The organism is Bacteroides sp. HMSC067B03 (assembly GCF_001811315.1).
GTDB classification, from domain to species: domain Bacteria; phylum Bacteroidota; class Bacteroidia; order Bacteroidales; family Bacteroidaceae; genus Bacteroides; species Bacteroides faecis.
Genome location: NZ_KV804297.1, coordinates 77743 through 100928 on the forward strand (window position 1 = coordinate 77743; position 23186 = coordinate 100928).

The window sequence follows — 23186 nt, forward strand, 5'->3', positions numbered from 1 at the left end:
TCCTATTTTTAAGACAAATGTAGCGCTTTTCCTTTAGTTATGAATAAAACTAAGGATTATTTAGTACTTTTGTGGCGGAATTTGCACCATTATTACACTGGTTGACACAAGCAGTTTCTGTTTTGTGTGAATCCGTGCAATTGGTGGTGAATTAATGTGGATATTTATGACGATAACCGAGCTACAACAACGATATGCCGCTCATCCTAATACTGCAGTCATGGAGCGACTGTTGAAGGATGTGTCTGTTCAAACTATTTTTTGCGGGGGGCTGTGTGCTTCTTCCGCTTCCTTATTTTCTTCCGTATTGGTGAAACAGGATGTGTGTCCATTTGTCTTTGTGCTTGGCGACCTGGAGGAAGCGGGATATTTCTATCATGACCTGACGCAGATACTGGGAACCGAGAAAGTGCTTTTCTTTCCTTCTTCATTTCGCCGTTCCATTAAATACGGCCAAAAGGATGCAGCTAACGAAATATTGCGTACAGAGGTGCTGAGCCGTTTGCAGAAAGGAGAAGAAGGCTTGTGTATTGTTACTTATCCGGATGCGTTGGCAGAAAAAGTGGTATCACGCAAAGAGTTGAGTGATAAAACATTGAAACTGAATGTTGGCGAGAAGCTGGATACGACTTTTATCACAGACGTATTGCATAGTTACGGTTTTGAATATGTAGATTATGTGTACGAGCCCGGACAATATGCCGTTCGGGGCAGTATTATTGATGTCTTTTCTTTTGCCTCGGAATATCCTTACCGTATTGACTTTTTCGGAGATGAAGTAGAGAGTATCCGTACATTTGAAGTAGAGTCGCAGTTGTCCCGTGAGAAAAAGGCGGGAGTGGCTATTGTTCCTGACTTGGCAGTGACCGGAGAGGTAACAACCTCTTTTCTTGATTTTATTCCAAAGGAAACTATTTTGGCTATGCGTGATTTCCTTTGGTTGCGCGAGCGCATTCAAGTAGTACATGATGAGGCTTTGACTCCACAGGCTATTGCCGTGCAGGAAGCTGAGGAAAATGGTGGTATCACGTTGGAAGGTAAACTGATAGACGGCAGTGAATTTACAGTGCGCGCCCTTGATTTTCGTCGGATGGAGTTTGGAAATAAGCCAACCGGTACGCCGGATGCCAGCATTACTTTCAGTACCGCCGTACAACCTATTTTTCATAAAAACTTTGATTTGGTAGCCGGTTCTTTCAAAGACTATCTGGAGCAGGGATATTCGCTTTATATCTGTAGTGACAGCGCTAAACAGACCGACCGTATCAAGGCAATCTTTGAAGATAGGGGAGATAAAATTCAGTTTACTCCGGTAGAACGTACGATACATGAAGGTTTTGTGGATCATATGCTGCATCTTTGTGTTTTTACGGACCATCAGCTGTTCGACCGTTTTCATAAGTATAACTTGAAAAGTGATAAGGCTCGTTCGGGCAAAGTAGCTCTGTCTCTCAAAGAGTTGAATCAGTTTACTCCGGGTGACTATGTGGTTCATACAGATCATGGTATCGGTCGGTTTTCCGGTTTGGTACGCATTCCGAATGGAGATACTACGCAAGAAGTGTTGAAGCTTGTCTTTCAGAATGAGGATGTCGTATTCGTTTCCATTCATTCTTTGCACAAAGTTTCGAAATATAAAGGAAAGGACGGGGAAGCTCCGCGATTGAACAAACTGGGTACGGGTGCATGGGAGAAACTGAAAGACCGTACAAAGGCTAAAATTAAGGATATTGCCCGTGACCTTATTAAATTGTATTCGCAGCGCCGTCAGGAAAAAGGCTTTTCTTATAGTCCCGACAGTTTTTTGCAGCGTGAGCTGGAAGCCTCTTTCATTTATGAAGACACTCCCGATCAAAGCAAGGCAACTATGGATGTAAAGGCAGATATGGAAAGTGAACGTCCGATGGATCGTCTGGTATGCGGAGATGTTGGCTTTGGGAAGACGGAAGTAGCTATTCGTGCAGCTTTCAAAGCCGTAGCCGATAATAAGCAGGTAGCTGTTTTAGTGCCGACAACCGTTCTTGCCTATCAGCATTTCCAGACATTCCGCGAACGTTTGAAGAATTTGCCCTGTAGGGTGGAATATTTGAGTCGTGCCCGTACGGCAGCTCAATCCAAAGCCGTATTGAAAGGATTGAGGGAAGGAGAAGTCAATATTCTTATCGGAACTCATCGTATTCTGGGGAAAGATGTTCAGTTTAAGGATTTAGGCTTACTGATTATTGATGAAGAGCAGAAATTCGGCGTTTCCGTTAAGGAGAAACTACGGCAATTAAAGGTGAATGTTGATACATTGACTATGACGGCTACTCCAATTCCCCGTACACTTCAGTTCTCATTGATGGGAGCCCGTGACCTGAGTGTCATTTCTACGCCTCCGCCTAATCGCTATCCGATTCAAACGGAGGTACATACCTTCAATGAGGAAGTGATTACAGATGCGATTAATTTTGAGATGAGCCGTAACGGGCAGGTTTTCTTTGTCAATAACCGGATTGCGAACCTACCGGAACTTAAAGCAATGATCGAACGTCATATTCCCGACTGCCGTGTTGCCATCGGTCATGGACAGATGGAGCCCGCACAGTTGGAACAGATCATCTTTGATTTTGTCAATTATGACTATGACGTGCTTTTGGCGACTACAATTATAGAGAGTGGCATTGATATCCCGAATGCGAATACGATCATTATCAATCAGGCACAGAACTTTGGATTGAGTGACCTTCATCAGATGCGTGGTCGGGTAGGGCGTAGTAATAAAAAGGCTTTCTGTTATCTGCTGGCTCCTCCGTTGAGCAGTCTGACAGCAGAAGGAAAACGGCGTTTGCAGGCGATCGAGAATTTTAGTGATTTGGGCAGTGGCATCCATATCGCTATGCAGGATTTGGATATACGTGGAGCCGGAAACCTGCTCGGAGCGGAGCAAAGTGGCTTTATCGCCGATTTGGGGTATGAAACGTACCAGAAAATACTTGCTGAGGCAGTCCATGAGCTGAGGAACGATGAGTTTGCTGAACTGTATGCGGATGAGATAAAGGGAGAAGGTCAGATTAGTGGAGAAGGATTCGTTGACGAATGTCAGATAGAAAGTGATCTTGAACTTCTGTTGCCGGCAACTTATGTGACGGGTAGCAGCGAGCGTATGTTGCTTTATCGCGAACTGGACGGGCTGACGCTGGATAAAGACGTGGATGATTTCCGTTTCCGGTTGGAAGACCGTTTCGGACCTGTTCCACCGGAAACACAGGAATTGCTTCGCATCGTTCCCCTTCGTCGGTTGGCAACACGTCTGGGAGTGGAAAAAGTCTTTTTGAAGGGCGGGCGTATGACGCTATTCTTTGTTTCCAATGCAGATAGTCCATTCTATCAAAGTCAGGCGTTTGGTAAAATGATAGACTACATGATGAAATATACTCGTCGCTGTGACTTGCGTGAACAGAACGGAAGGCGGAGTATGTTGATTAAGGATGTGACCAATGTGGAAACTGCGGTTAGTGTGTTGCAAGAGATTGTGGCGTTGCCGGTGAAAGAATAAAGTGATTGTATATTGATAAATAATGAGAGTAATGTTTGTTTTTTATATTCAAAAATGCTTATCTTTGATTTGAAGACACAGATAAGAACAAAGAACAAATAAAAGCTATTTAAAATCTAAAAAGAATGAATATGAAAAACATGCTGTCATTAATTGTTGTATTATCGTCTTGGTTAGCGGTATATTCGCAAGGTAGTTATACAGAAATAGAGTTAAAACTGAAATGTGATTCTATCATAGAGGAAAGTAATACTTTATACAGATATGAAACTGCTGCCTGGAACTTTACTGATATGTTTCTTGCCAAACCGGAACTAATGGAAACAATACGAGGTGTCCTGACTTATCAACAGGGAGATACCATTAAATGCCTCGTTATCGACGATCAATCTCAATGCACTTACGAAGTTTCTTTCCTTAATGAATCAGCACCTTGTTCAGAAGTGACGACTTATCGAAGTCTGTCTGAATATGAGATGAATTTAATTAAGGTCAGAGAAAAAATACGGAGTGCATTTACGGATGAAAAAGAATATCCGATATATAGCTATAAAGACTATCCATTAAACTGGATTCTCATACCTTTTAAAGATGGTTACAAGTTTTATGCTATTTCAGGAACATCCAAAGGAGGGGTTATACCTTTCGGTAACGACTATTTATTTATTGCTGATAAAGAAGGAAAAATTCAATCGTGGAAGAAATTTCACTCCGGATTGCTTCCTGTAGAAGTAACAGAACAAATGCCAATGATCGCTTTTCCTATCCATTCACATCTGAAAAAGGAACCATTCATTTCTGCTACTGATATTTGTACATTCAGATTATATTATAACCAGACTGGAAGTACAAAATTTGCAGTATATTCACCGGCTCTTTCTATGTATTTCGTCTATGAAATAGCCACGAATACTATTACTCCGACAAAAGATATAAATTTAGATTCGGCACCTTCATTCTGAAAAAAAGTCTTATGATTTATTCATCATGACTGAAAAGAGAATTAGAAAGTCATTAGTAAAAGTATGTCATATTAATAATTTGTATGAATATATTAGTGTTTGATACCATACCTCTGTAATACAGGATTTTCTATTTCTCTTTCTTGTACAACTCACTTCATAAATCAGGATTGAGTTTATAATAAATAGTGATGACGTTTATAATAAACGGGTCCCAAGTTTATTATAAACTCTATTGGATGATTTTCTTTAAAAGTAGAGGAATAAATTAAACAAAAAGGGGCGAAATCTTTGCAGAATTCACCCCATTCCTATTTCTTCTCATGCACTCATGCGCATGTAAACTATATCTTTATGTCTTTACTTTTGTACGCTCCATACTTTTAATTCCTTATTCATTTCTACAAATATACGAAATTTAAAAGGGAAAGTCAATAGGGAGGCTGTTTTAAAGTTCTCGTTTACTTCTTCTTCCCGTACAACTTATCTATCAGATCCTGCCGTCCGATACGCCTCAACTCGTTCAGAATATTCTTCCGTTCTTCCGGTTTATACCAGAAGAAGAACTGTCGTTGAGCCAGTTTTTCCCGTTGAGTTTTGGCGCTGAATATAGGTTCTAATGTATATGGATGGAATCCGGTATACCATGCTTCGGTGGCTACGGTCATCGGAGTAGGGGTAAAGTCCTGTACTTGCTCCAGATGAAAGTCCAGTCGTTTGGTGATGACAGCCAGTTCCGCCATATCTTCTTCTTTGCAGCCGGGGTGTGAAGAGATAAAGTACGGTATGAGCTGTTGACGTAGATTCTCTTCCCGGTTGATACGGTCGAATATTTTTTTGAAAGTTTCAAACAGATCGAAAGATGGTTTACGCATAATGGATAAAACTCGGTCGCTGGTGTGTTCAGGCGCGACTTTCAATCGGCCACTTACATGATTGACGATCAATTCACGGGTATATTCGTTGGTACTGCGGTTGATGGCAGCATCTTTGCTTTGGTGCAGCAATAAATCGTAACGCACCCCACTACCGATAAATGATTTTTTTATGCCGGGCAAGGCATCTACGGCCTTGTATATATCCAGCAAGGGACGATGGTCCGAGTTTAGGTTCGGACATACTTTAGGATGGATACAGGATGGACGCTTGCACTTTTTACAGATCGATTCGTCTTTTCCCTTCATCTGATACATGTTAGCGGACGGACCGCCCAAATCGCTCAAGTATCCCTTAAAATCGGGTAGCTGTATTACTTCTTTCACCTCATTCAGAATCGATTTCTTGCTGCGGCTGACGATAAACTTTCCCTGATGCGCAGAGATTGTACAGAATGCACATCCTCCGAAACATCCCCGATGAAGATTGATGGAAAACTTAATCATATCATATGCGGGAATCCGTTTGCCTTTGTATTTGGGATGAGGCAGACGGGTGTAAGGCAAATCAAATGCATGGTCGAGTTCTTCCTGACTCATCGGAGGATAAGGCGGGTTTACCACTACGATTTTATTATCTACTGCCTGAGTGATACGGGAAGCAGCATATTTATTCGATTCTTCTTCAATGTGACGAAAATTGCTGGCTTGCTTTTTTTTATCTGCCAGACACTCTTCATGTGAATAGAGCTGGATGTCATCCTCAGCGGGTGTCCACTCGGATGCACGACTGAGATATGCTATTTGTGGTATGCCTGCAGCTATTTTTTTAAGCTCATTACCGGTCAATGGTGATTCTTTTGTGGAAAGTTGATTTTTCATTTGCTGAACCAATTCCACAATCGGTTTTTCTCCCATACCGTATATCAGCATATCGGCACCGCTATCACACAATATGCTCTTTTGTACTTTGTCTTGCCAATAATCATAATGACTCAGGCGTCTCATGCTGGCTTCTATACTTCCCAGCACAACGGGTACATCCGGATAAAGCTTCTTCAGTATCTGACTATATACGATAGAAGGATATTCGGGGCGCATATCCGGGCGACCGTCCGGTGTATATGCATCCTCGCTGCGCAGACGTTTATTGGCTGTGTATTTGTTTACCATCGAATCCATGCATCCGGCAGAGATTCCGAAGAATAACCGGGGACGTCCGAGTTTCTTGAAGTCGCGTAGGTCATCACGCCAGTTGGGTTGGGGGATGATAGCAACTTTCAAGCCTTCCGCCTCGAGGATTCTCCCGATAACGGCAGGTCCGAAGGAGGGGTGGTCCACGTATGCATCTCCACTGAAGAGAATGACATCCAGCTCATTCCATCCGCGGAGTTCCACTTCTTTCTTGGTGGTAGGTAACCAGTCGGTCAATCGATATTCTTTCATGCCGCAAAGATACGGATAATAAAAAACATCCCAATGATTTTTTTATTCATTGGGATGTTTAACCGTAATCATTTAGATGTTTTTTCAAAAGACGCTACATCTTTTTTCAAAACTTCTCATTGATTGTAAATTGCAATGTCATTTGCTCTCCGTCATAAATCTCACGAAAACCGATGCTTTGCTCAGAAAGATATTCCTTTAAATCTTGGAAAGCATCTGCATGATTCATGATAATTTCGAGCGTTTCACCGAAAGGAGCCTCACATATAGCTTTGATTGCAGGAATCAAAGGATTATAAGCGGTTGTTCCACAGGTATCTACCGTAATCATTATTCTTCCTCCTCTTCCGCATCCTGAGTAGAAAGCCAGGTGAGATAGAGTTTGATGAGCTGCTGCAGACCGAATGCCTTCATGTTATTGTGATAAATAACATCGATGCAAAGATCCAGCAGTTCTTTGCTGTCTTCCTCCTGACTGGCAATCAGGGAACGGATATTTAGTTTCAGTTTATCCAATACGGGTTCGTCTACAATTCCGGTACTATCGATAAGATGACGGAACAAGGCATATTTTTCGATTGTTTTCAGATTTTCGCTGGACACCTCTATGCTGCGTGTACCGCTAGGGTTTGCTTGTATAGTATACATTGTTTTTTAGTTTTAAGGGTTATTACTAGGAGCAAAGATAGAATTTAAAATGAAAAACGAATTAAAAAAGCCCGGATATTTTCATCCGGGCTTTGAATCTTTATTTAATATCAATGGACAATGTCTTTAAAGAACCGTCCCAATTATATTTACGTTGATTAGTCCATTTCTCAATCCTCCGTTTGTCATTTTAACTCCGTTGAATACCAAATAATATTTTCCCGGTAGCAAATTTATTTCTCCATTAAACATGCTGTGAAACAGAACTCTCTTCACCTGAATTATCACTTACCATTAATAAAACATCGGATTTCTCTTCTGTCCATTGAAGTCTAACTGTAAATGAATTAGTTTTCGCAGGGCATGTCTTATTAATCATGTTACTTCAACTTCCATCAGTAAGTTTTAAAAAAAGCAGCTGACGGTAATGTAGTCAGATGAAAAGACTTTGACTTGGTTGTAGTAACATCAAATTTTATCTGATAATCATATTCATATCTGGATTTTGGTTTTAATTCTCCGGTTATACTAGCTATTTTCATAATTTAATAGATATATGGTTTAACAATGTATTATTTCTTAAGTAGTTCAGACAAATCTAATTTTATAATAGTTTCTTGTCCTCTTTGTACTTTGACAGGATAAACGCCTAAGTCTGTAGATTTACCATTATCATCGATCCATCTGACCATATAATTAGAAGTGAAAGAATAGTCGTCAGGCATTTCTCTATTACCATTTCCCCAAAACCTTAGTGAATAAATAAAGTTTGTATTCATTTTATTAGGTGTAAGAGTATAAATCAAGGGTTCATTATAATCTGTTTCTGATCGGCTGATTGGAATTTCGAAATCAGTTAGAAACTGAAACTCTAGTTGCCCATGGAGCAAATTCTTAGCTTCCAATTTTATATTCCCAAACATACTCTTCATGTCAATGTCAACGGTATTGTCTGTTTCTGCTAAATAGTCAGATAAGTAACCTGTATATATTTTGTAATAATACGATATTATAGGATTGTTGAATTTCCAGAAATGAACCTCTTTGTGATAATAGAATTCATTGTTTAAAGGACAAGCTTCACCAGCACTAATTCCTAAATTTTCAACTAATCGGCGGAATATATCTATATAATCTCCATACAAATGGTCATAGCATAATTCTTTTCCATTAGGTACTACCATTACTCGAAAGAGATATTTCTTACCTTTTTGTAATTTGACTTTAGCCAGACTTAAGTCATCAAATAGTCCATAAGCATATGGTGTTTCATCCATATCTGCATAAAGAACATCTATGCCATATAAATCTCGTTTTTCGTTATTTGGTGCTGATGAAGATAAAAGAATATCGGGTAGTTCTCCCTTTAATTGGAAAGTGGTTTCCACATATATTTCTTCTATTGAAGAAGTATTGTCTTCTTTGCAGCTGGATTGCAAAAAAATGAACAGGAATATCAAATAAGGAATAGCGTGTTTCATAGCTTAATTGTGCGTTAAATATTGTTCATGCACAATGATGTTAATTTAATAAGAACTGTATCTTATTTTATAATAATACAGTTTAAGAGCAATATCTACTAAGCAGAAACAATGTTTTTTAGAAACTATTTTTATTTTTAATAAAAGACTGAAGAGGAACTGCTTGTTTGTAAACCAAATCTCATATTTAATATTTTATACAATAAACCCTAGCTCCAATAGCTGTTTCAACCGTTGAAACCATTTGTTTCATGCCTTGAAACTAGAAGTTTCATTGCTTGAAACCATTTGTTCCAAAGTATGAAACTAAAAGTTTCAAGCGGTTGAAACTCCTTGAGGATACGGTAGGTTTGATTGACTTGACTATACGATTTGATTGGCTTGACCGTATCAGTTGTTTCAATCAACCTGTCCTTTGAAAAGCATTGAATCATTTATGAATCAATAATGCATGAATTATTAGGCATTACTACCTGATTTTTCAATTATTAATAGCTGAAGTGTCAGCCCTTAATAATTGTCGCATCAGATGTTAACATCCTGTAAATCAGATAATGATATTCTAAAATAATCGATTGTTCTATGTGATAAAGTGAGAGCAACCGCTTGCTCTCATACTTGCCATCACACTTGCTACCACACCTTAAACAGCGATGAATAAAGAGATGCAGAAGAATAGTTAGAGCATGAGAGCAAAACAGCTATCCAATTACTATGGAGCCAATTCTATTTCCTTTCGGAAATGAACAAAAATCAACTACTGATTCGCTTTAATTATAATTTCATATATTCAGTCTTGCGAAATGGATATTATTTCTGAGTAAAGAAACCTAGTATGCCTGCCATAATGCTGGCACGGTCTGTTTCCGATTGGATGCTTTCGAAAGGAAAGCCAAGTACGAAAGTACGATAGTCCGCTCCTTTGTATGCAATACCTGCCGGCTGATTACCGCGTGCATAAGTGAATACAGGAAATGCGGGAGCTACCGGAACAATACAATCCGGTGCTGTTACAGCATAACTGTTCTCATTGGGCAGGCGGGGAATCGTAATACTGCGGCCTAATCCGTTGATCTGACCGGAAGTCTTGTCTGTCAGGCTATTCTGATAACCGTATTTCAGAACTTTCTCTGTAAACTCCCGGTTCCCTTGTGTTCCGCTCATGTCACTTCCCACATATGCACCGCTGACAAACAGATTACCGCCTGATTGGCAGTAACTTGTAATCAGTCTTTGCATCGGTGAAGAGAAGGTTTTGTAATAAGCTTTGGTTGCAGGATCTTCCTTCTCAAGTCCCAGTATATAGTCTACAATCGGGTAGTCTTCCAAAGTGACGATTCCATTCTCCACCGCTTCGTCACTGCACGAAACAAAACTGTATTTTCCTGCAGCCTGAATCGCTTTTCCATGAATGAAAGAATAGTCAAACGTATTCCCTGCTATCTCCATTCCTTCCAGTTCATTGCCACTGTGTCCCAGACTGCCTTCTCCTTCTTTGCCGGCTTGTGTACGGTTGAATCCGCTTTGTACCCCACAAAAAGAGATATTTGATAAATACGGTACTCCCGGATCTTGTTCCAGATCAAATCCGGCTCTGTCCGGGGTATTAATGACAGCCGGGCCACTGATTCTGTCGAATCCATTGACAATCAATATTCTTTCACGCTCACGTTTTGCCTTATAAGCCGAAAGAATTTCAGAAGGGAAGCTTTCTCCTCCCCGGTTTACGGCTGTTACTTTGAATGAATAGACTAATCCTGGTTCTACTTTTACACTATAATAGGGCTTACTGACCAGAGTCCCGTTGTCAAAGCCTCCGTAACCGATACGTGTATATACAATATATTCCCGTGGACGGGCTGTCGGTTCCAAAGGATCATCTTCTCCTTTCCAGGTAAGCTCCAGTGTATTTTTCTTTTTCCCGAAATGGATAGCGAAGTTGCTGACCGGCAGGGGCTGTACTATATAATCTTTACCATGCTGGCTATTCATAAACTGTAGGATACCTTTGTAGATGGCACGTCCTACGGTAAATTTGAAATTCGGATCATGTCCGAGCTGCATATCCGCAAAGTTCTGATGAGAGAGCAATTCGATAATAGTGGAAGGGATAGCGGGAAGTCGTGTTTCACTGTAGTTCCGGTTCCACATACTACGGCGTGTCCATGGTGATTGGTAGTTTAAACGAATGTCTTTCTGAATTTGGGTCAGCAGGATATCTGCAAGGTCGCGTGAAGCATATCTGTCTATTCCCGAATTTAGTTTGCCATTATTAAAATCGGTAGTATAAATGCCGAGCGAACCGATGATTTCATCATTCTTACTGCATCCTGCGTCACTGTGAAGTGCCATAGTCATTTCCAAAGGTACACCCAGCCCCGGTTGATTGGGGTTATAGACAGAGCTTCCGGACAAATAGTTGATTGTATTGGAGCGTGTATTGATATCGTCTGTATAGTCATTTTCTCCTTTACGTCCGGCATATACATCATAAGGCATTCCGTTCCATTGGGATGAATACCGTGCTCCTTCCAGATAACGAGGTAGTCCGCTTATTTTTCCTCCGCGTGAAATATTGCCCATTCCGCCTCCGAAACGTACAGCGTCTGCACATACTACGCCATGTTCGCTACTTTCATTGCTGAGTACGACCATGCCGTAGTCATTATTTCCTTTGTCAAACTCAAAAGTTCCGAGATATACCCAAGTGCCTCCGCCTATTTGCTGGTTGACTTTAAACTCAGTGACGCCTCCATTATGAAAAACAAGGTATTTGGCATCACTCACACTATTGGGTAATGTCTGGTAAGATACATAAACCGCATATTTTCCGGTTGCCGGCAGGGTAGGTACCCATTCGGCAAATGCCTGATCTTTGTTTTTCTTTTTTTTCTTTTCTGTCTGAATATATCGGCTGGTACCGTCTATGAAAGGATTTTCCCCATCCTTGTAAATTGCTTTTTTCTGAGCGAATCCCTTCACGGAAGTAGTTGCCCAACGTGCCTTTTTACTGTTTACTTCCAGATAGAGGGAGGCATTCGGAGTATCGTTGTCAACGATGATTTCATTTTTTTGTGTATCCCGTTCGCGAGGAGTATAAACAATGGCGCCTGCATTTTCCAACATTGGAATGACGTATGGAAGAATAAAAGATTGAGTGAACATGTCTTCTGTTGTACAGAACAATCGGGGGCGTTGCCATCCCCATTCGCCTTTATCATTCTTGTAATAAATCCCATGACTTTGCCAAAGAGCGATGTGTCGGTCTTGCAATCCACGGGATATTTCGTTAGGACGGGAAATCTTTTTCACCCATGGAGCACCTTTGTATTCTATGTTCAAAGACATACGTTCCTTATCTTTTTTCTTGCTCCTGTACAAGTTGGGAACTAAGTCTTCGATAGGCTTTCCATCTGCATAAATGGTGATCTGAAAATAATTCACCGGACCGGGGAGGAGTTCCTTCATCTGATTGTAGATCGTTTCTACTGTTTCTGGCAGAAATGGCTGGTAAGCGAAACTTTCTGAAGCGTAAATCTGAATTGTCCTGCGGTCATAATCAATATCGAAACTGTTCAGTTTAGGTGTACTGATTTTGGCTGTTGCTGTATATTTGGCAAAGTAATCCGTTAAACGCTCTTTTATATTTCTCTCAATATCCTGAGCGAAGAGAAGGTTGATGCCCATTGTCAGGCACAGAAGAAAGACTATTATTTTTTTCATCGTTCCACTCTTTAGGTTTTTATCCTATGAATAAGGTGCTTTTTATTTATCTGCCACTTTCCCCCTTTGATAATACTTCTAAGTTCATGATATATTGTGGCAAAATCTCCTGCAAAAATAAACAAAAAAAGAGTGGGAAGTATCGAACTGCCCACTCTTCTTTGATTGTTTTATATTCTATTAATTAAGAATCTTCTTTCTTATAGAGGTATGTATTCTACAAAGGCCTCCATTGCTTCATACGAAGCCAGTCCTAACTGGTCGTACAGCGTTGCAGTGCCACGGTTGCGGTCTTCACTACGTTGCCAGAACAAACGTTCGTCATTGCCCAGGAACGGAGCACTTTCCATCTGTGACTGGTGTTTCAGGATAGAGTTACGTTTTGCGCGAAGCTCTTCCGGGCTGATAGGAACGGCCATTTCGATGTTTTCAATTTCCCATTCTGCCCATGCACCACGGTACATCCAGATACGACAGTCTTTCAACCATTTAGCACCTTCTTCTTTTTCAAGATCGACAGCGGCAAATACAGCATCCGTACATACACGGTGTGTACCGTGTGGGTCAGCTAAGTCTCCGGCTACGAAAATCTGATGAGGTTTCACCTCACGGAGTAAGTTGCGCACGATTTCTACATCTGCCTCGCTGATTGGGTTTTTCTGAATCTTACCGGTTTCGTAGAATGGCAAGTCAAGGAAGTGTACCCGATCTAATGGAATATTGTTGTAAGAAGAAGCTGTACGAGCCTCACCACGACGAATCAGCCCTTTGATGGTCAGGATGTCGCGGCTGTCCATGTCACCGTCCTTCTTTTCTTTCAGGAATTTGCGTATTTCTGCATACTTTTCGCTGATTACCAAATCTTCACTGTTATTGAAAATTTGGTTGAATCCGTTGATAAAGTGCATGAAACGAACTACTTCTTCGTCACCCACGGCGATATTTCCGGAAGTTTCGTAAGCTACGTGTACCTCATGTTTCTGCTCTACCAGACGGCGGAGAGTTCCACCCATAGAGATTACGTCATCATCCGGGTGTGGGGAGAAGATTACGACACGTTTCGGATATGGTTTGGCACGCTCCGGACGATAAGTGTCGTCAGCGTTTGGCTTGCCACCCGGCCATCCGGTGATCGTATGCTGCAAATCATTGAAAATCTTAATATTTACATTATATGCAGAACCGAATAATGCCAAAAGTTCGCTCAAACCGTTTTCGTTATAATCCTTGTTAGTCAACTTCAGAATTGGTTTGCCTGTCAACTGACACAGCCATACGATAGCGCTACGGATCAGTTTGTCATTCCATTCGCAGGAAGTTACCAACCATGGACGCTGGATACGTGTTAAGTTCATCGAAGCCGAAAGGTCGATTGTTACATGAGCATTGTTGTGAGTCTGCAGGTAAGATGCGGGAATCGTGTCAGTTATCGGACCTTCCACACATTCTTTAATCATTGCCGCCTTGTTTTCACCCCATGCCAACAGATATACTTTCTTAGCGCTAAGAATAGTAGATACTCCCATTGTAATAGAACTGATCGGAGTATTTTCTATCGTTCCGAAAATCTTGGATGCTTCGTTACGTGATGCATTATCCAGCAAAATCAGACGAGTGGTAGAGTTCAGACGAGAACCCGGTTCGTTGAATGCGATATTACCTACACGACCAATCCCCAGCAACGCAATATCAATGCCCCCGAAACTTTCGATACGTTGCTCATACAGACGGCAGTACTCAAAGATTGTATCTTTGGCGATGGAACCGTCCGGTGTGAAGATATTCTGTTTGTCAATATCGACATGATCCAGCAACATTTCCTTCAAAGCGTTGAAGTTGCTGTTGATAGCATCAGAAGACAACGGATAGTATTCATACATATTAAATACGATCACGTTGCGGAAACTGAGTCCTTCTTCCTTGTGCATACGGATCAGCTCCGAATATACATGACTGGGTGAGTTTCCTCCGGGTAGTGCCAATACGCAGAAACGTCCTGCTTTTTGTTTTTCGCGGATGGTTTGTGCTATTTCGCAAGCAATGTAGTTAGCCCCTTCTTCTACAGACTCATAGATGTCCGTAGGAATTTTTTCGAGTCTTGTCAAGACCGACTTTTCAAATGCATTCTCCGGTCTGTAGTATCTGGGGGAGACCCTGTGGAGAGTGATTTGAGAACTAAGATTTGTTTTCATAAAGTTGTTAATTAAGTTATGTAAGATTAGAGTCCTTACGACTGTATTTTCACGACAAAGATACAAAAGAAGTCTATATAATTAACTACTAACTTCTAGGTATTGTTGCAGCTTCAAATCGTTTTTAACATTTGTTTGATAGCAAATACTATAGATGAAATTCGTCTGCATCTTTCCATACCGGGAACTTTTCTCTGAATTGCCGAAGGCTGCTCAGAGTAAGTGTAGCAGTCGTTATTCCTGCTGTATCATCGGGTAAGGAGGCCTTTTCTTCTCCGAAAGCCGAATAGATGACACTGCCTCCATTGTATTTTTGCTGATATCCGTCAATACCTACTCTGTTGACACCACATACATAGCACTGATTCTCTAACGCGCGTGCACGAAGCAGAGTGTCCCAAGCCAGACGGCGGGGGATAGGCCAGTTTGCTACATATATTAATAGGTCATATTCGTTGTTTACATTACGGCTCCATACCGGAAAACGAAGGTCATAGCAGACTAGTAAGCAGATATTCCATCCATGATAGGAGACAACGAGGCGTTTGTCACCGGCAGAAAAATGTTCGGCTTCGCGTCCCATGCGAAATAGATGGCGTTTATCATAATAAAATTCCGTCCCTTCCGGTGCGAGAAAGAAGGCACGATTGTAAAACTGTCCGTTATCTATTGCAATATAGCTTCCGCAGATGGCTATTCCGTATCGAGAAGCCCATTGTTTCAAAATGGTTATGGTTTCACCGGAATTTGGTTCTGCCAGTAGTTGGCTTTGCATGCTGAACCCTGTAGAAAACATCTCCGGTAAAACAACAATCTCCGTTGTTCTACGGAGGTTTTGCAACTTTTCGTGGAGCAGACGGAGATTTTCTTGTTTATTTTCCCAAACGATATCGGTTTGTATGATAGAAATCCGAATCGAATCCATAAAAAAAGAGGTATTAAGTATTAGGTCTTAAGTGTTAGATATTAAATATTATACCATGCGAAGTACTATATCGGTAACTACGGTTAATACTTAATACTTAACACTTAATTCCTATTGTTAAAGTTCTCCAAGAGCAAAATTCTCAGGATGTTTTCCCTTGAAATCTTTAAAATACAGTTTGATCTCGCGCATATCTTCTTTTATATCTCCCGACGGCATAACTGCTTTTGTTGACGTTATGGTCTTCTTGCTGTAATCGATGCCGATCAGAACAATAGGGACCTGAGCTTTAAGGGCGATATAATAAAATCCTTTTTTCCAGTTCGGATTCGCTTTACGGGTTCCTTCGGGTGTAATTGCCAGATGAAACTTTTTGCATTTAGCGAAATGCTGGACCATCTGGTCGACTAATGAAGTTTTCCGACTGCGGTCTACCGGAATTCCGCCTACTGCTTTAAAGAGAATGCCAAGTGGAAAAAAGAACCAGTCTTTTTTCATCATGAAACTTGTTTTACGACCTAATGCTCCATAAAACAGTTTTCCAATAAATAAGTCAAAGTTCGTTGTGTGTGGCGCGGCACATATCACGCATTTATCATAATTGGGTACCGTAACGTTTGTCTTCCACCCTAACAGGCGGTAATAGATAAAGCCATAAATTGCTTTCTTCATTCTGTCTTTTAGTTCAATTTTCCGATACCGTCAATTATCTCGTTAATCTTTGCATTAAAATCAGCTCGGAATTTCTTATAAAAACCTTTCACATTTCCCGGTTCTGTATGGCTGATGCGGCTTAGAAATTCATCCTGCATCTTCAGTACTTCTGCCATCAGCTCGTCGGCTTTGGCTTTGTCAGTGCCGGGGATAAACATACTGTTGATTAAACACTCGGTGAACAATTCTCCTGCGATATAGTTTACATTCTTCTTGAGTTCTCTTCTACTTGCCATAATATTTACATTTGATGGTGAATAATAAAAAATACTTGGGTAAAGATAGATACTTTCTTTGATTCTAGCGAATAATACGGGAAAAAAATAAAGGGAGACTTTGACATCTCCCTTTGCAAATACAACAAACATTTGAACTTGTTATCACGAAAAGTTATTTGTTCTCAATGAGTTTTATGTTGTTCTTTCTGTAAATTTGTATATGCAGATTCTCTATATCAAAGTCCTGCCATTACTTTTGCAAGCAATGGCAGGACTTATCATTAATAATCCTTGCTCCGTGTTGACTGACGCTTTCCTTTGTTGCCGAAGGTGTTGAACCGATAGGCAATATATGCCATAAAGTATACGTTAGAAGTACTGGATTCTCTATCGGTGATTGAATTTTCGGAAATGGAACGTTCCGAACTTTCGTTCTCACGGAGGATATCATATAGGTGAAATCGGATGGTTGCTTTTTTCTTTTTGAGGAAGCTTTTTGAAATTTGGGCATTCCATGGGGTACGGTTAGTGTCATTTTTACCTCCATATCCTCTTTTTAACCTGCAATCAATATTAGATGAAATTTTGATATCCCAGGGTAAGTTCAAATTAGCTTCCACTCCGAATGTATAATCAAATGTTTCCCGTTGGTTATCCTTTTTGATAGAATGTTCAGATTTTTGATATCTGATTCCTGCCGATAACTCGCAGTCAATAAGATCACTACGGTAATTCCCTTTTAAGCGTTCTGATAGAAACAGGTTGGTGGTATTGCTCTTGACTGCATCTGATTCTTTGTTTAGTACGGTGAATCCGACAGAGTTGCCGTAATTAGCATTTGTATATGTGTTTACTGTGAATTTTTTGTTAGATAATGGGGTGCTGAAAGTGAATGAGCCGTTTATTCTCCAGTTTCCATTCACATTTGTCGGTTGGGTAGTCCGGCCTCCGGTATTTTCGTCATATGTCACAATGCGGGTTGTGCTATTTATAGTATTACTATATGAGAAGTTAGCATTGAAACTACGCAATGTTTCTGTGAAATAAGTGTTGAATGTCGCTGATATATTGTTATTAAATGATGGCTTAAGATTGGGATTGGTTAATCGTATGTTTAGGGGATCTGAAATGTCGTTTTTCGAATATAAGTCGGTCATGCTGGGTTGTGTCGTTCTCCCACGATAGTTTATTCGTAAGGTCGTTTGTTTTGAAAAGGTATATTTAAAGTTCATAGTGGGGGCGTAGTTTATTGCATTTCTGGACGAATATTCGAGGGTCGTATCCCGCATATAGCTTTGGTTCGTTGTTTGTTGCGGTTCTATTTCTATACCTATATTATAGAAATAATTGGTACGAATGGTACGGAAGAAGGCGCCGACTTGGTGAATGGAATATTTGTTTTTATAACAGTCACTTTGTGCTGTATCAGGATATTGACTATATGAATCTTCCAGATCATTCCAGTCATAAGCATACTTCTCGGAGAGAGAAGAACGGTGCTGATAACTATAATTAATTTCGATGAAGTGATTGGTAAATACAGGTTCCATGTATGTCAGCTGGACTCGATATTCATGATTCCGGTTAAGATTATCAATCCATTGATTTTGGACTTTTATGCTATCACCATACTTCAGGTAATAGGTATTCGCAAGACTATATCTGTCGGAATTGCCGTTGTCCAGATTATAATAAAGGCGTAAAGCGATGTTTCTCCCTTTGCTGTTCAGTTTGCGATTGAACTGCAAAGAGCCGTTAGTGGAGAATCTGTCATTTGTTTGACGGTTCGTGGCCTCCTTCTGGTTAATAGGAATTAATTCGTTATTAAGTGTTTCTGAGAAACTTCCTGAATTGGAATTTCCTTTAGAGAAATTAACTGATGGTCTGTACATAATAGTAGTAAGACTATCTATTTTCCATTCAAAACGGAAATTACCGGAAATAGCATCCGTTTTTCCATTGGACTGATTATTTTGCTGGGAAAGCTGCGAGGTATTATCCGACAAAAAGGATTCTGTATGACGTTTGCTCCATGAATCTCGTTGATTCTCTCTGATTTCGATGCTACCTCCATATTTAAGCTTCTGGGTATTCTGAGAATAATTGACACCTATTCTCTGGTTAGAATTAATGCCATTATCGTTGGCAGTGCCATTGATTGACAGGTTCATTTTGTCTTTAAAACGATTTGCCATTCCCTTCGCTCTATAACGGTCGCCGTTTCCATATCCTGCTTCAAAGTTACCGTTCCATCCTTTTTTCATGCTTGGTTTTACGCGTAAGTCGAGTACCATTTCTTCTTTTCCATCATCGACTCCGGTGACGCGCGCCATATCTGACTTCTTTTTGTAGGTTTTTAGCTGATCGATCATATCGGCAGGGAGATCTTTTAGGACTGCATTGGGATCGTTAAGGAAAAACTCTTCCCCGTCCATCACAATTTTTTTTATTTCTTCTCCGTTGATGGTTAGCTTGCTGTCTTCGTTAATTTCTGCTCCGGGTAATTTCTTGACTAATTCTTCCAGTGCTGCTCCTTCATTGACACGGTATGCAGAGGCATTATAGGCGGTTGTGTCACCTGCAACCACTACCGGGGGAGCTTGTGCTACGATAACAGTTTCTTTTAGAAGTATAGCATCGGGTTTCAGTTCAATTTTGCCAAGTTGGATGATTGGCTTAGTTGTATTGTTTATTTGCAGGGTTTTAAATTCAGTAGTGAATCCGATAAACGACAACTTAATCAGAAAATGTCCGGGAGGAGCTGTAAGTGTAAAATTACCTTGTTCCAGGCTGGAAACTCCTTTTACATAATTACTGTCGGGCAGAGATAATAACTGTATGGTAGCTTGTCCGATAGGGAGCTGAGTATCTTCTTCCAGAATAGTCCCCTGAATAGTGACATGTTTAGTTTGCGCTTGAACAAAAGCAACATCTATACATGATATAAATAGTATGAATAGTAGTATGTAAGTCTTTTCGTTCATAAGGTTACCCATTATGAGGCGTTTTAGTGTTTATGGTATCGGTCACAAAGGTCTTAATTTTTTTTGTAAAGTAAGTTTTTTAAGAGATAAATAAAGTTTGAATTTTGACCACAATGGTTTAAAAATAGTTCAAAATGCCGGATTCTTGCAAATTGAATGATAATTGTTCTGTTTTGACTGATTTGAGGACCTTTGTATAATAATAATGTCTCATCTTTGCAACGGATGAAGTTTTCAATAGGTAATAGTTTTGATTTTAGGGTAACAACCAGGATTAGTTTTTAAATTCTCTGTCGGTCTTAATGGAAACATTGACCGGCAGAGAATTTCTTGAGAATTTTAATGTATCATGAAAACAATAGATTGAAAATGAAAAAGCCTTTATTGTATTTACTTGTTTTATTGGTTGCTGTTTTTAGCACTTCCTGTACCCAATCTTCCAAAGGGACTTTTGAGGTAGGAGATAAGACTTTCCTGCTCAATGGAGAGCCGTTTGTAGTGAAAGCTGCGGAAATTCATTATCCTCGTATTCCTAAAGAATATTGGGAGCATCGTATCAAAATGTCTAAAGCTTTAGGCATGAATACCATTTGTCTTTATGTGTTCTGGAACTTTCATGAACCGGAAGAAGGAAAATACGACTTTACCGGTCAGAAGGATATCGCTGCATTTTGCCGCATGGCACAAGAAAACGGAATGTACGTCATTGTACGTCCCGGACCTTACGTTTGCGCAGAATGGGAAATGGGCGGACTACCTTGGTGGTTGCTGAAAAAAGAAGATATCAAACTTCGTGAACAGGACCCTTATTATATGGAACGTGTAAAATTGTTTATGAACGAAGTAGGCAAACAACTGGCTGACCTCCAGATTAGTAAAGGTGGTAATATTATTATGGTACAAGTGGAGAATGAATATGGTTCGTTTGGTATAGACAAACCATATATTGCTGCCATAAGGGATATGGTGAAACAGGCCGGTTTCACGGGAGTTCCTTTATTCCAATGTGACTGGAATTCTAATTTTGAAAATAATGCATTGGATGATTTACTTTGGACAGTTAATTTCGGTACAGGGGCTAATATCGATCAGCAGTTTGAACGTTTGAAGGAACTTCGCCCCAATACTCCGTTAATGTGCAGTGAGTTCTGGTCCGGATGGTTCGACCATTGGGGAGCCAAGCACGAGACACGCAGTGCGGAAGAATTGGTGAAGGGGATGAAAGAGATGCTCGACCGTAATATTTCGTTCAGTTTATATATGACCCACGGAGGTACTAGCTTCGGACATTGGGGCGGAGCGAATTTTCCAAATTTCTCACCGACTTGTACTTCTTATGATTATGATGCACCGATTAATGAATCGGGGAAAGTTACTCCTAAATTCTTAGAAGTCCGTGATTTGCTGAAACAGTATTTGCCGGAAGGTGAAGAACTGGCGCCTATACCGGATTCTATTCCGACAATAGCTGTTCCTGAATTTAAGTTGGATGAAGTAGCCGTCTTATTTGATAATTTGCCGGAACCGAAGATTAGCAAAGATATCAAGTCGATGGAAGCGTTTGACCAGGGATGGGGTAGTATTTTATATCGTACCACTCTTCCGGCCTCTAAAGAAGAACAAACTTTAATTATAACTGAAGCCCATGACTGGGCACAGGTTTTCCTGAATGGAAAGAAGCTGGCTACGTTAAGTCGCTTGAAGGGTGAAGGTACAGTGATACTTCCTCCGATGAAAGAAGAGGCCCGACTGGATATTCTGGTAGAAGCAATGGGACGTATGAACTTCGGTAAAGGAATTTATGACTGGAAAGGTATTACCGAAAAGGTAGAATTGCAATCGAATGATGGGAATATTACATCTTTGAAAGACTGGCAGGTATATAACATCCCGGTTGATTATTCATTTGCACAAAATAAAAAATATGAGAAACGGGATAATACAGAAAAATATCCTGCATATTATCGCGGAACATTTACTTTGGATAAAGTGGGCGATACCTTCCTGAATATGATGAACTGGAGTAAGGGGATGGTCTGGATCAATGGCCATGCAGTGGGCCGTTATTGGGAAATCGGACCTCAGCAGACATTGTATGTTCCGGGATGTTGGTTGAAAGAAGGTGATAATGAGGTTGTTATATTGGATATGGCTGGTCCTGTAAAAGCTGAAACGGAAGGATTGGAACAACCGATACTGGATAATTTACGAGTACATGGTGCTGCATATGCTCATCGTAAAGTTGGGGAAAATCTGGATTTGACAGAAGAAACTCCTGTTTATGAAGGAACCTTCAAGCCGGGAAATGGTTGGCAACATGTGAAGTTTGATAAGGAGGTGCCTACCCGTTATTTCTGTATGGAGGCTTTGAATGCTTATGATGGCAAAGATTATGCGGCTATTGCCGAACTGGAACTATTGGGAACGGACGGTAAGCCATTGTCACGTCAGCATTGGAAAGTGGTTTATGCCGATAGTGAAGAAACGGAAGAAGCTAACAATATAGCAACTAATGTATTTGATTTGCAGGAATCTACTTTCTGGCATACAAATTATTCGACTGCCAAACAGAAGTTCCCCCATCAGATTGTGATTAATCTGGGTGAAGATAAGGTGGTGACCGGATTCTCCTATCTCCCACGTGCCGAGGCGGGTAAGACCGGAATGATCAAAGATTATCGGGTATATATAAAGAAGAATCCCTTTAAGCTTTAAAAGGAAATGAATGTAGAATAACAGATATAGTGTGTATTTATAATTTATAGGGTAAAAGGTTAATTATATTGTTCATTAAATTATGAAATAGAGAGTGGCTTTCACGTGAGTGAAGGTCACTCTTTTAGTTTTGTTCGCAATTAAATTATTTTATAGTAACTAAAACCCTGATAGTGGTTATATTTGTTCTCTCATCTGAGAAGGTGATTTATATAATTAACTAGTGTGCAAATGATGAAAAAAAATGGGTTTAGCCGGTGTGCTGAAATGTACATCGGTCGTTTACGAAAAGAGGGGCGCTATTCAACAGCGCATGTGTATGAAAATGCACTTTTTTCTTTCAGAGGGTTTTGTGGTACCTCTACTGTGTCATTCGGACAAATAACTCGCGAACACTTACGGTGTTATGGGCAGTATCTTTATGAACGTGGTTTAAAGCCTAATACGGTGTCTACGTATATGCGTATGCTACGTAGTATTTATAATCGGGGAGTGGAGTCGGGAAGGGCACCTTATGTTCACCGATTGTTCCATGAGGTGTATACGGGAGTGGATGTCCGCCAAAAGAAAGCTTTGCCGGTAACAGAGTTGCACAGGCTTCTATACGAAGATCCGAAATCGGATCATTTGCGGCGTACGCAGGCTATTGCTGCTTTGATGTTTCAATTCTGCGGTATGTCGTTCGCTGATTTGGCACATTTGGAGAAGTCATCCTTAGACCGGAATGTTATTTACTAAAGTTTCCCACCCAAATAAATAGATAGA

General features: G+C 40.4%; 13 protein-coding genes and 1 pseudogene. 4 read left to right on the forward strand and 10 right to left on the reverse strand.

What is annotated here, in order from left to right:
* The first annotated feature begins 166 nt into the window (after nucleotides 1–166).
* Together mfd and HMPREF2794_RS05545 are read left to right on the forward strand one after the other, a co-directional pair.
* On the forward strand, nucleotides 167–3538 hold the full coding sequence (gene mfd, locus HMPREF2794_RS05540) for a transcription-repair coupling factor (protein WP_070751103.1): 3372 nt from the start codon (nucleotides 167–169) through the stop codon (nucleotides 3536–3538).
* 125 nt (nucleotides 3539–3663) lie between these two features.
* Nucleotides 3664–4500 (forward strand): hypothetical protein, encoded by an 837-nt coding sequence (locus HMPREF2794_RS05545; RefSeq protein WP_240052956.1) that lies wholly within the window; start codon nucleotides 3664–3666, stop codon nucleotides 4498–4500.
* 461 nt (nucleotides 4501–4961) lie between these two features.
* Here the strand turns inward: HMPREF2794_RS05545 and HMPREF2794_RS05550 are convergent, their stop codons facing one another.
* From HMPREF2794_RS05550 to HMPREF2794_RS05600, 10 genes are all read right to left on the reverse strand, one after another.
* Nucleotides 4962–6821 (reverse strand): YgiQ family radical SAM protein, encoded by a 1860-nt coding sequence (locus HMPREF2794_RS05550; RefSeq protein WP_022301740.1) that lies wholly within the window; start codon nucleotides 6819–6821, stop codon nucleotides 4962–4964.
* Nucleotides 6822–6927: 106 nt separating this feature from the next.
* A complete protein-coding gene (locus tag HMPREF2794_RS05555) occupies nucleotides 6928–7152 on the reverse strand; it encodes a sulfurtransferase TusA family protein (protein ID WP_010537528.1) in 225 nt (74 codons plus the stop codon).
* Nucleotides 7152–7469, reverse strand: a complete 318-nt coding sequence (locus tag HMPREF2794_RS05560) for a hypothetical protein (RefSeq protein ID WP_008760554.1) — start codon at nucleotides 7467–7469, stop codon at nucleotides 7152–7154. Before HMPREF2794_RS05560 ends, HMPREF2794_RS05555 begins: the two co-directional genes overlap by 1 nt.
* A gap of 572 nt (nucleotides 7470–8041) precedes the next feature.
* Nucleotides 8042–8950: a hypothetical protein gene (locus HMPREF2794_RS05565; RefSeq protein ID WP_022301738.1), complete on the reverse strand. Its 909-nt coding sequence runs from the start codon at nucleotides 8948–8950 to the stop codon at nucleotides 8042–8044.
* Between the two features lie 810 nt (nucleotides 8951–9760).
* The gene (locus HMPREF2794_RS05575; RefSeq protein WP_070751093.1) at nucleotides 9761–12673 is read right to left on the reverse strand and encodes a golvesin C-terminal-like domain-containing protein; all 2913 of its coding nucleotides are present in this window, start codon (nucleotides 12671–12673) and stop codon (nucleotides 9761–9763) included.
* Nucleotides 12674–12873: 200 nt separating this feature from the next.
* On the reverse strand, nucleotides 12874–14865 hold the full coding sequence (locus HMPREF2794_RS05580; protein WP_070751095.1) for a glucosamine-6-phosphate deaminase: 1992 nt from the start codon (nucleotides 14863–14865) through the stop codon (nucleotides 12874–12876).
* Between the two features lie 148 nt (nucleotides 14866–15013).
* Nucleotides 15014–15790 carry an amidohydrolase gene (locus HMPREF2794_RS05585; protein ID WP_070751097.1) on the reverse strand — a complete coding sequence of 259 codons (777 nt, stop codon included), beginning with the start codon at nucleotides 15788–15790 and terminating at the stop codon, nucleotides 15014–15016.
* Nucleotides 15791–15907: 117 nt separating this feature from the next.
* On the reverse strand, nucleotides 15908–16462 hold the full coding sequence (locus HMPREF2794_RS05590) for a 1-acyl-sn-glycerol-3-phosphate acyltransferase (RefSeq protein ID WP_010537534.1): 555 nt from the start codon (nucleotides 16460–16462) through the stop codon (nucleotides 15908–15910).
* A gap of 8 nt (nucleotides 16463–16470) precedes the next feature.
* Entirely contained in the window at nucleotides 16471–16740 is a 270-nt protein-coding gene (locus HMPREF2794_RS05595; RefSeq protein WP_029425478.1) for a hypothetical protein, read from the reverse strand.
* A gap of 263 nt (nucleotides 16741–17003) precedes the next feature.
* On the reverse strand, nucleotides 17004–19706 hold the full coding sequence (locus HMPREF2794_RS05600; protein ID WP_070751107.1) for an outer membrane beta-barrel protein: 2703 nt from the start codon (nucleotides 19704–19706) through the stop codon (nucleotides 17004–17006).
* A gap of 369 nt (nucleotides 19707–20075) precedes the next feature.
* On the opposite strand from HMPREF2794_RS05600, the gene HMPREF2794_RS05605 reads away from it, so the two are divergent.
* Complete coding sequence (locus tag HMPREF2794_RS05605) at nucleotides 20076–22421, forward strand: beta-galactosidase (protein ID WP_070751109.1); 2346 nt, start codon at nucleotides 20076–20078, stop codon at nucleotides 22419–22421.
* A 231-nt stretch (nucleotides 22422–22652) separates the two neighbouring features.
* Nucleotides 22653–23156, forward strand: a pseudogene (locus HMPREF2794_RS05610) (tyrosine-type DNA invertase cluster 3b); the annotation flags it as partial.
* Nucleotides 23157–23186: the final 30 nt, after the last annotated feature.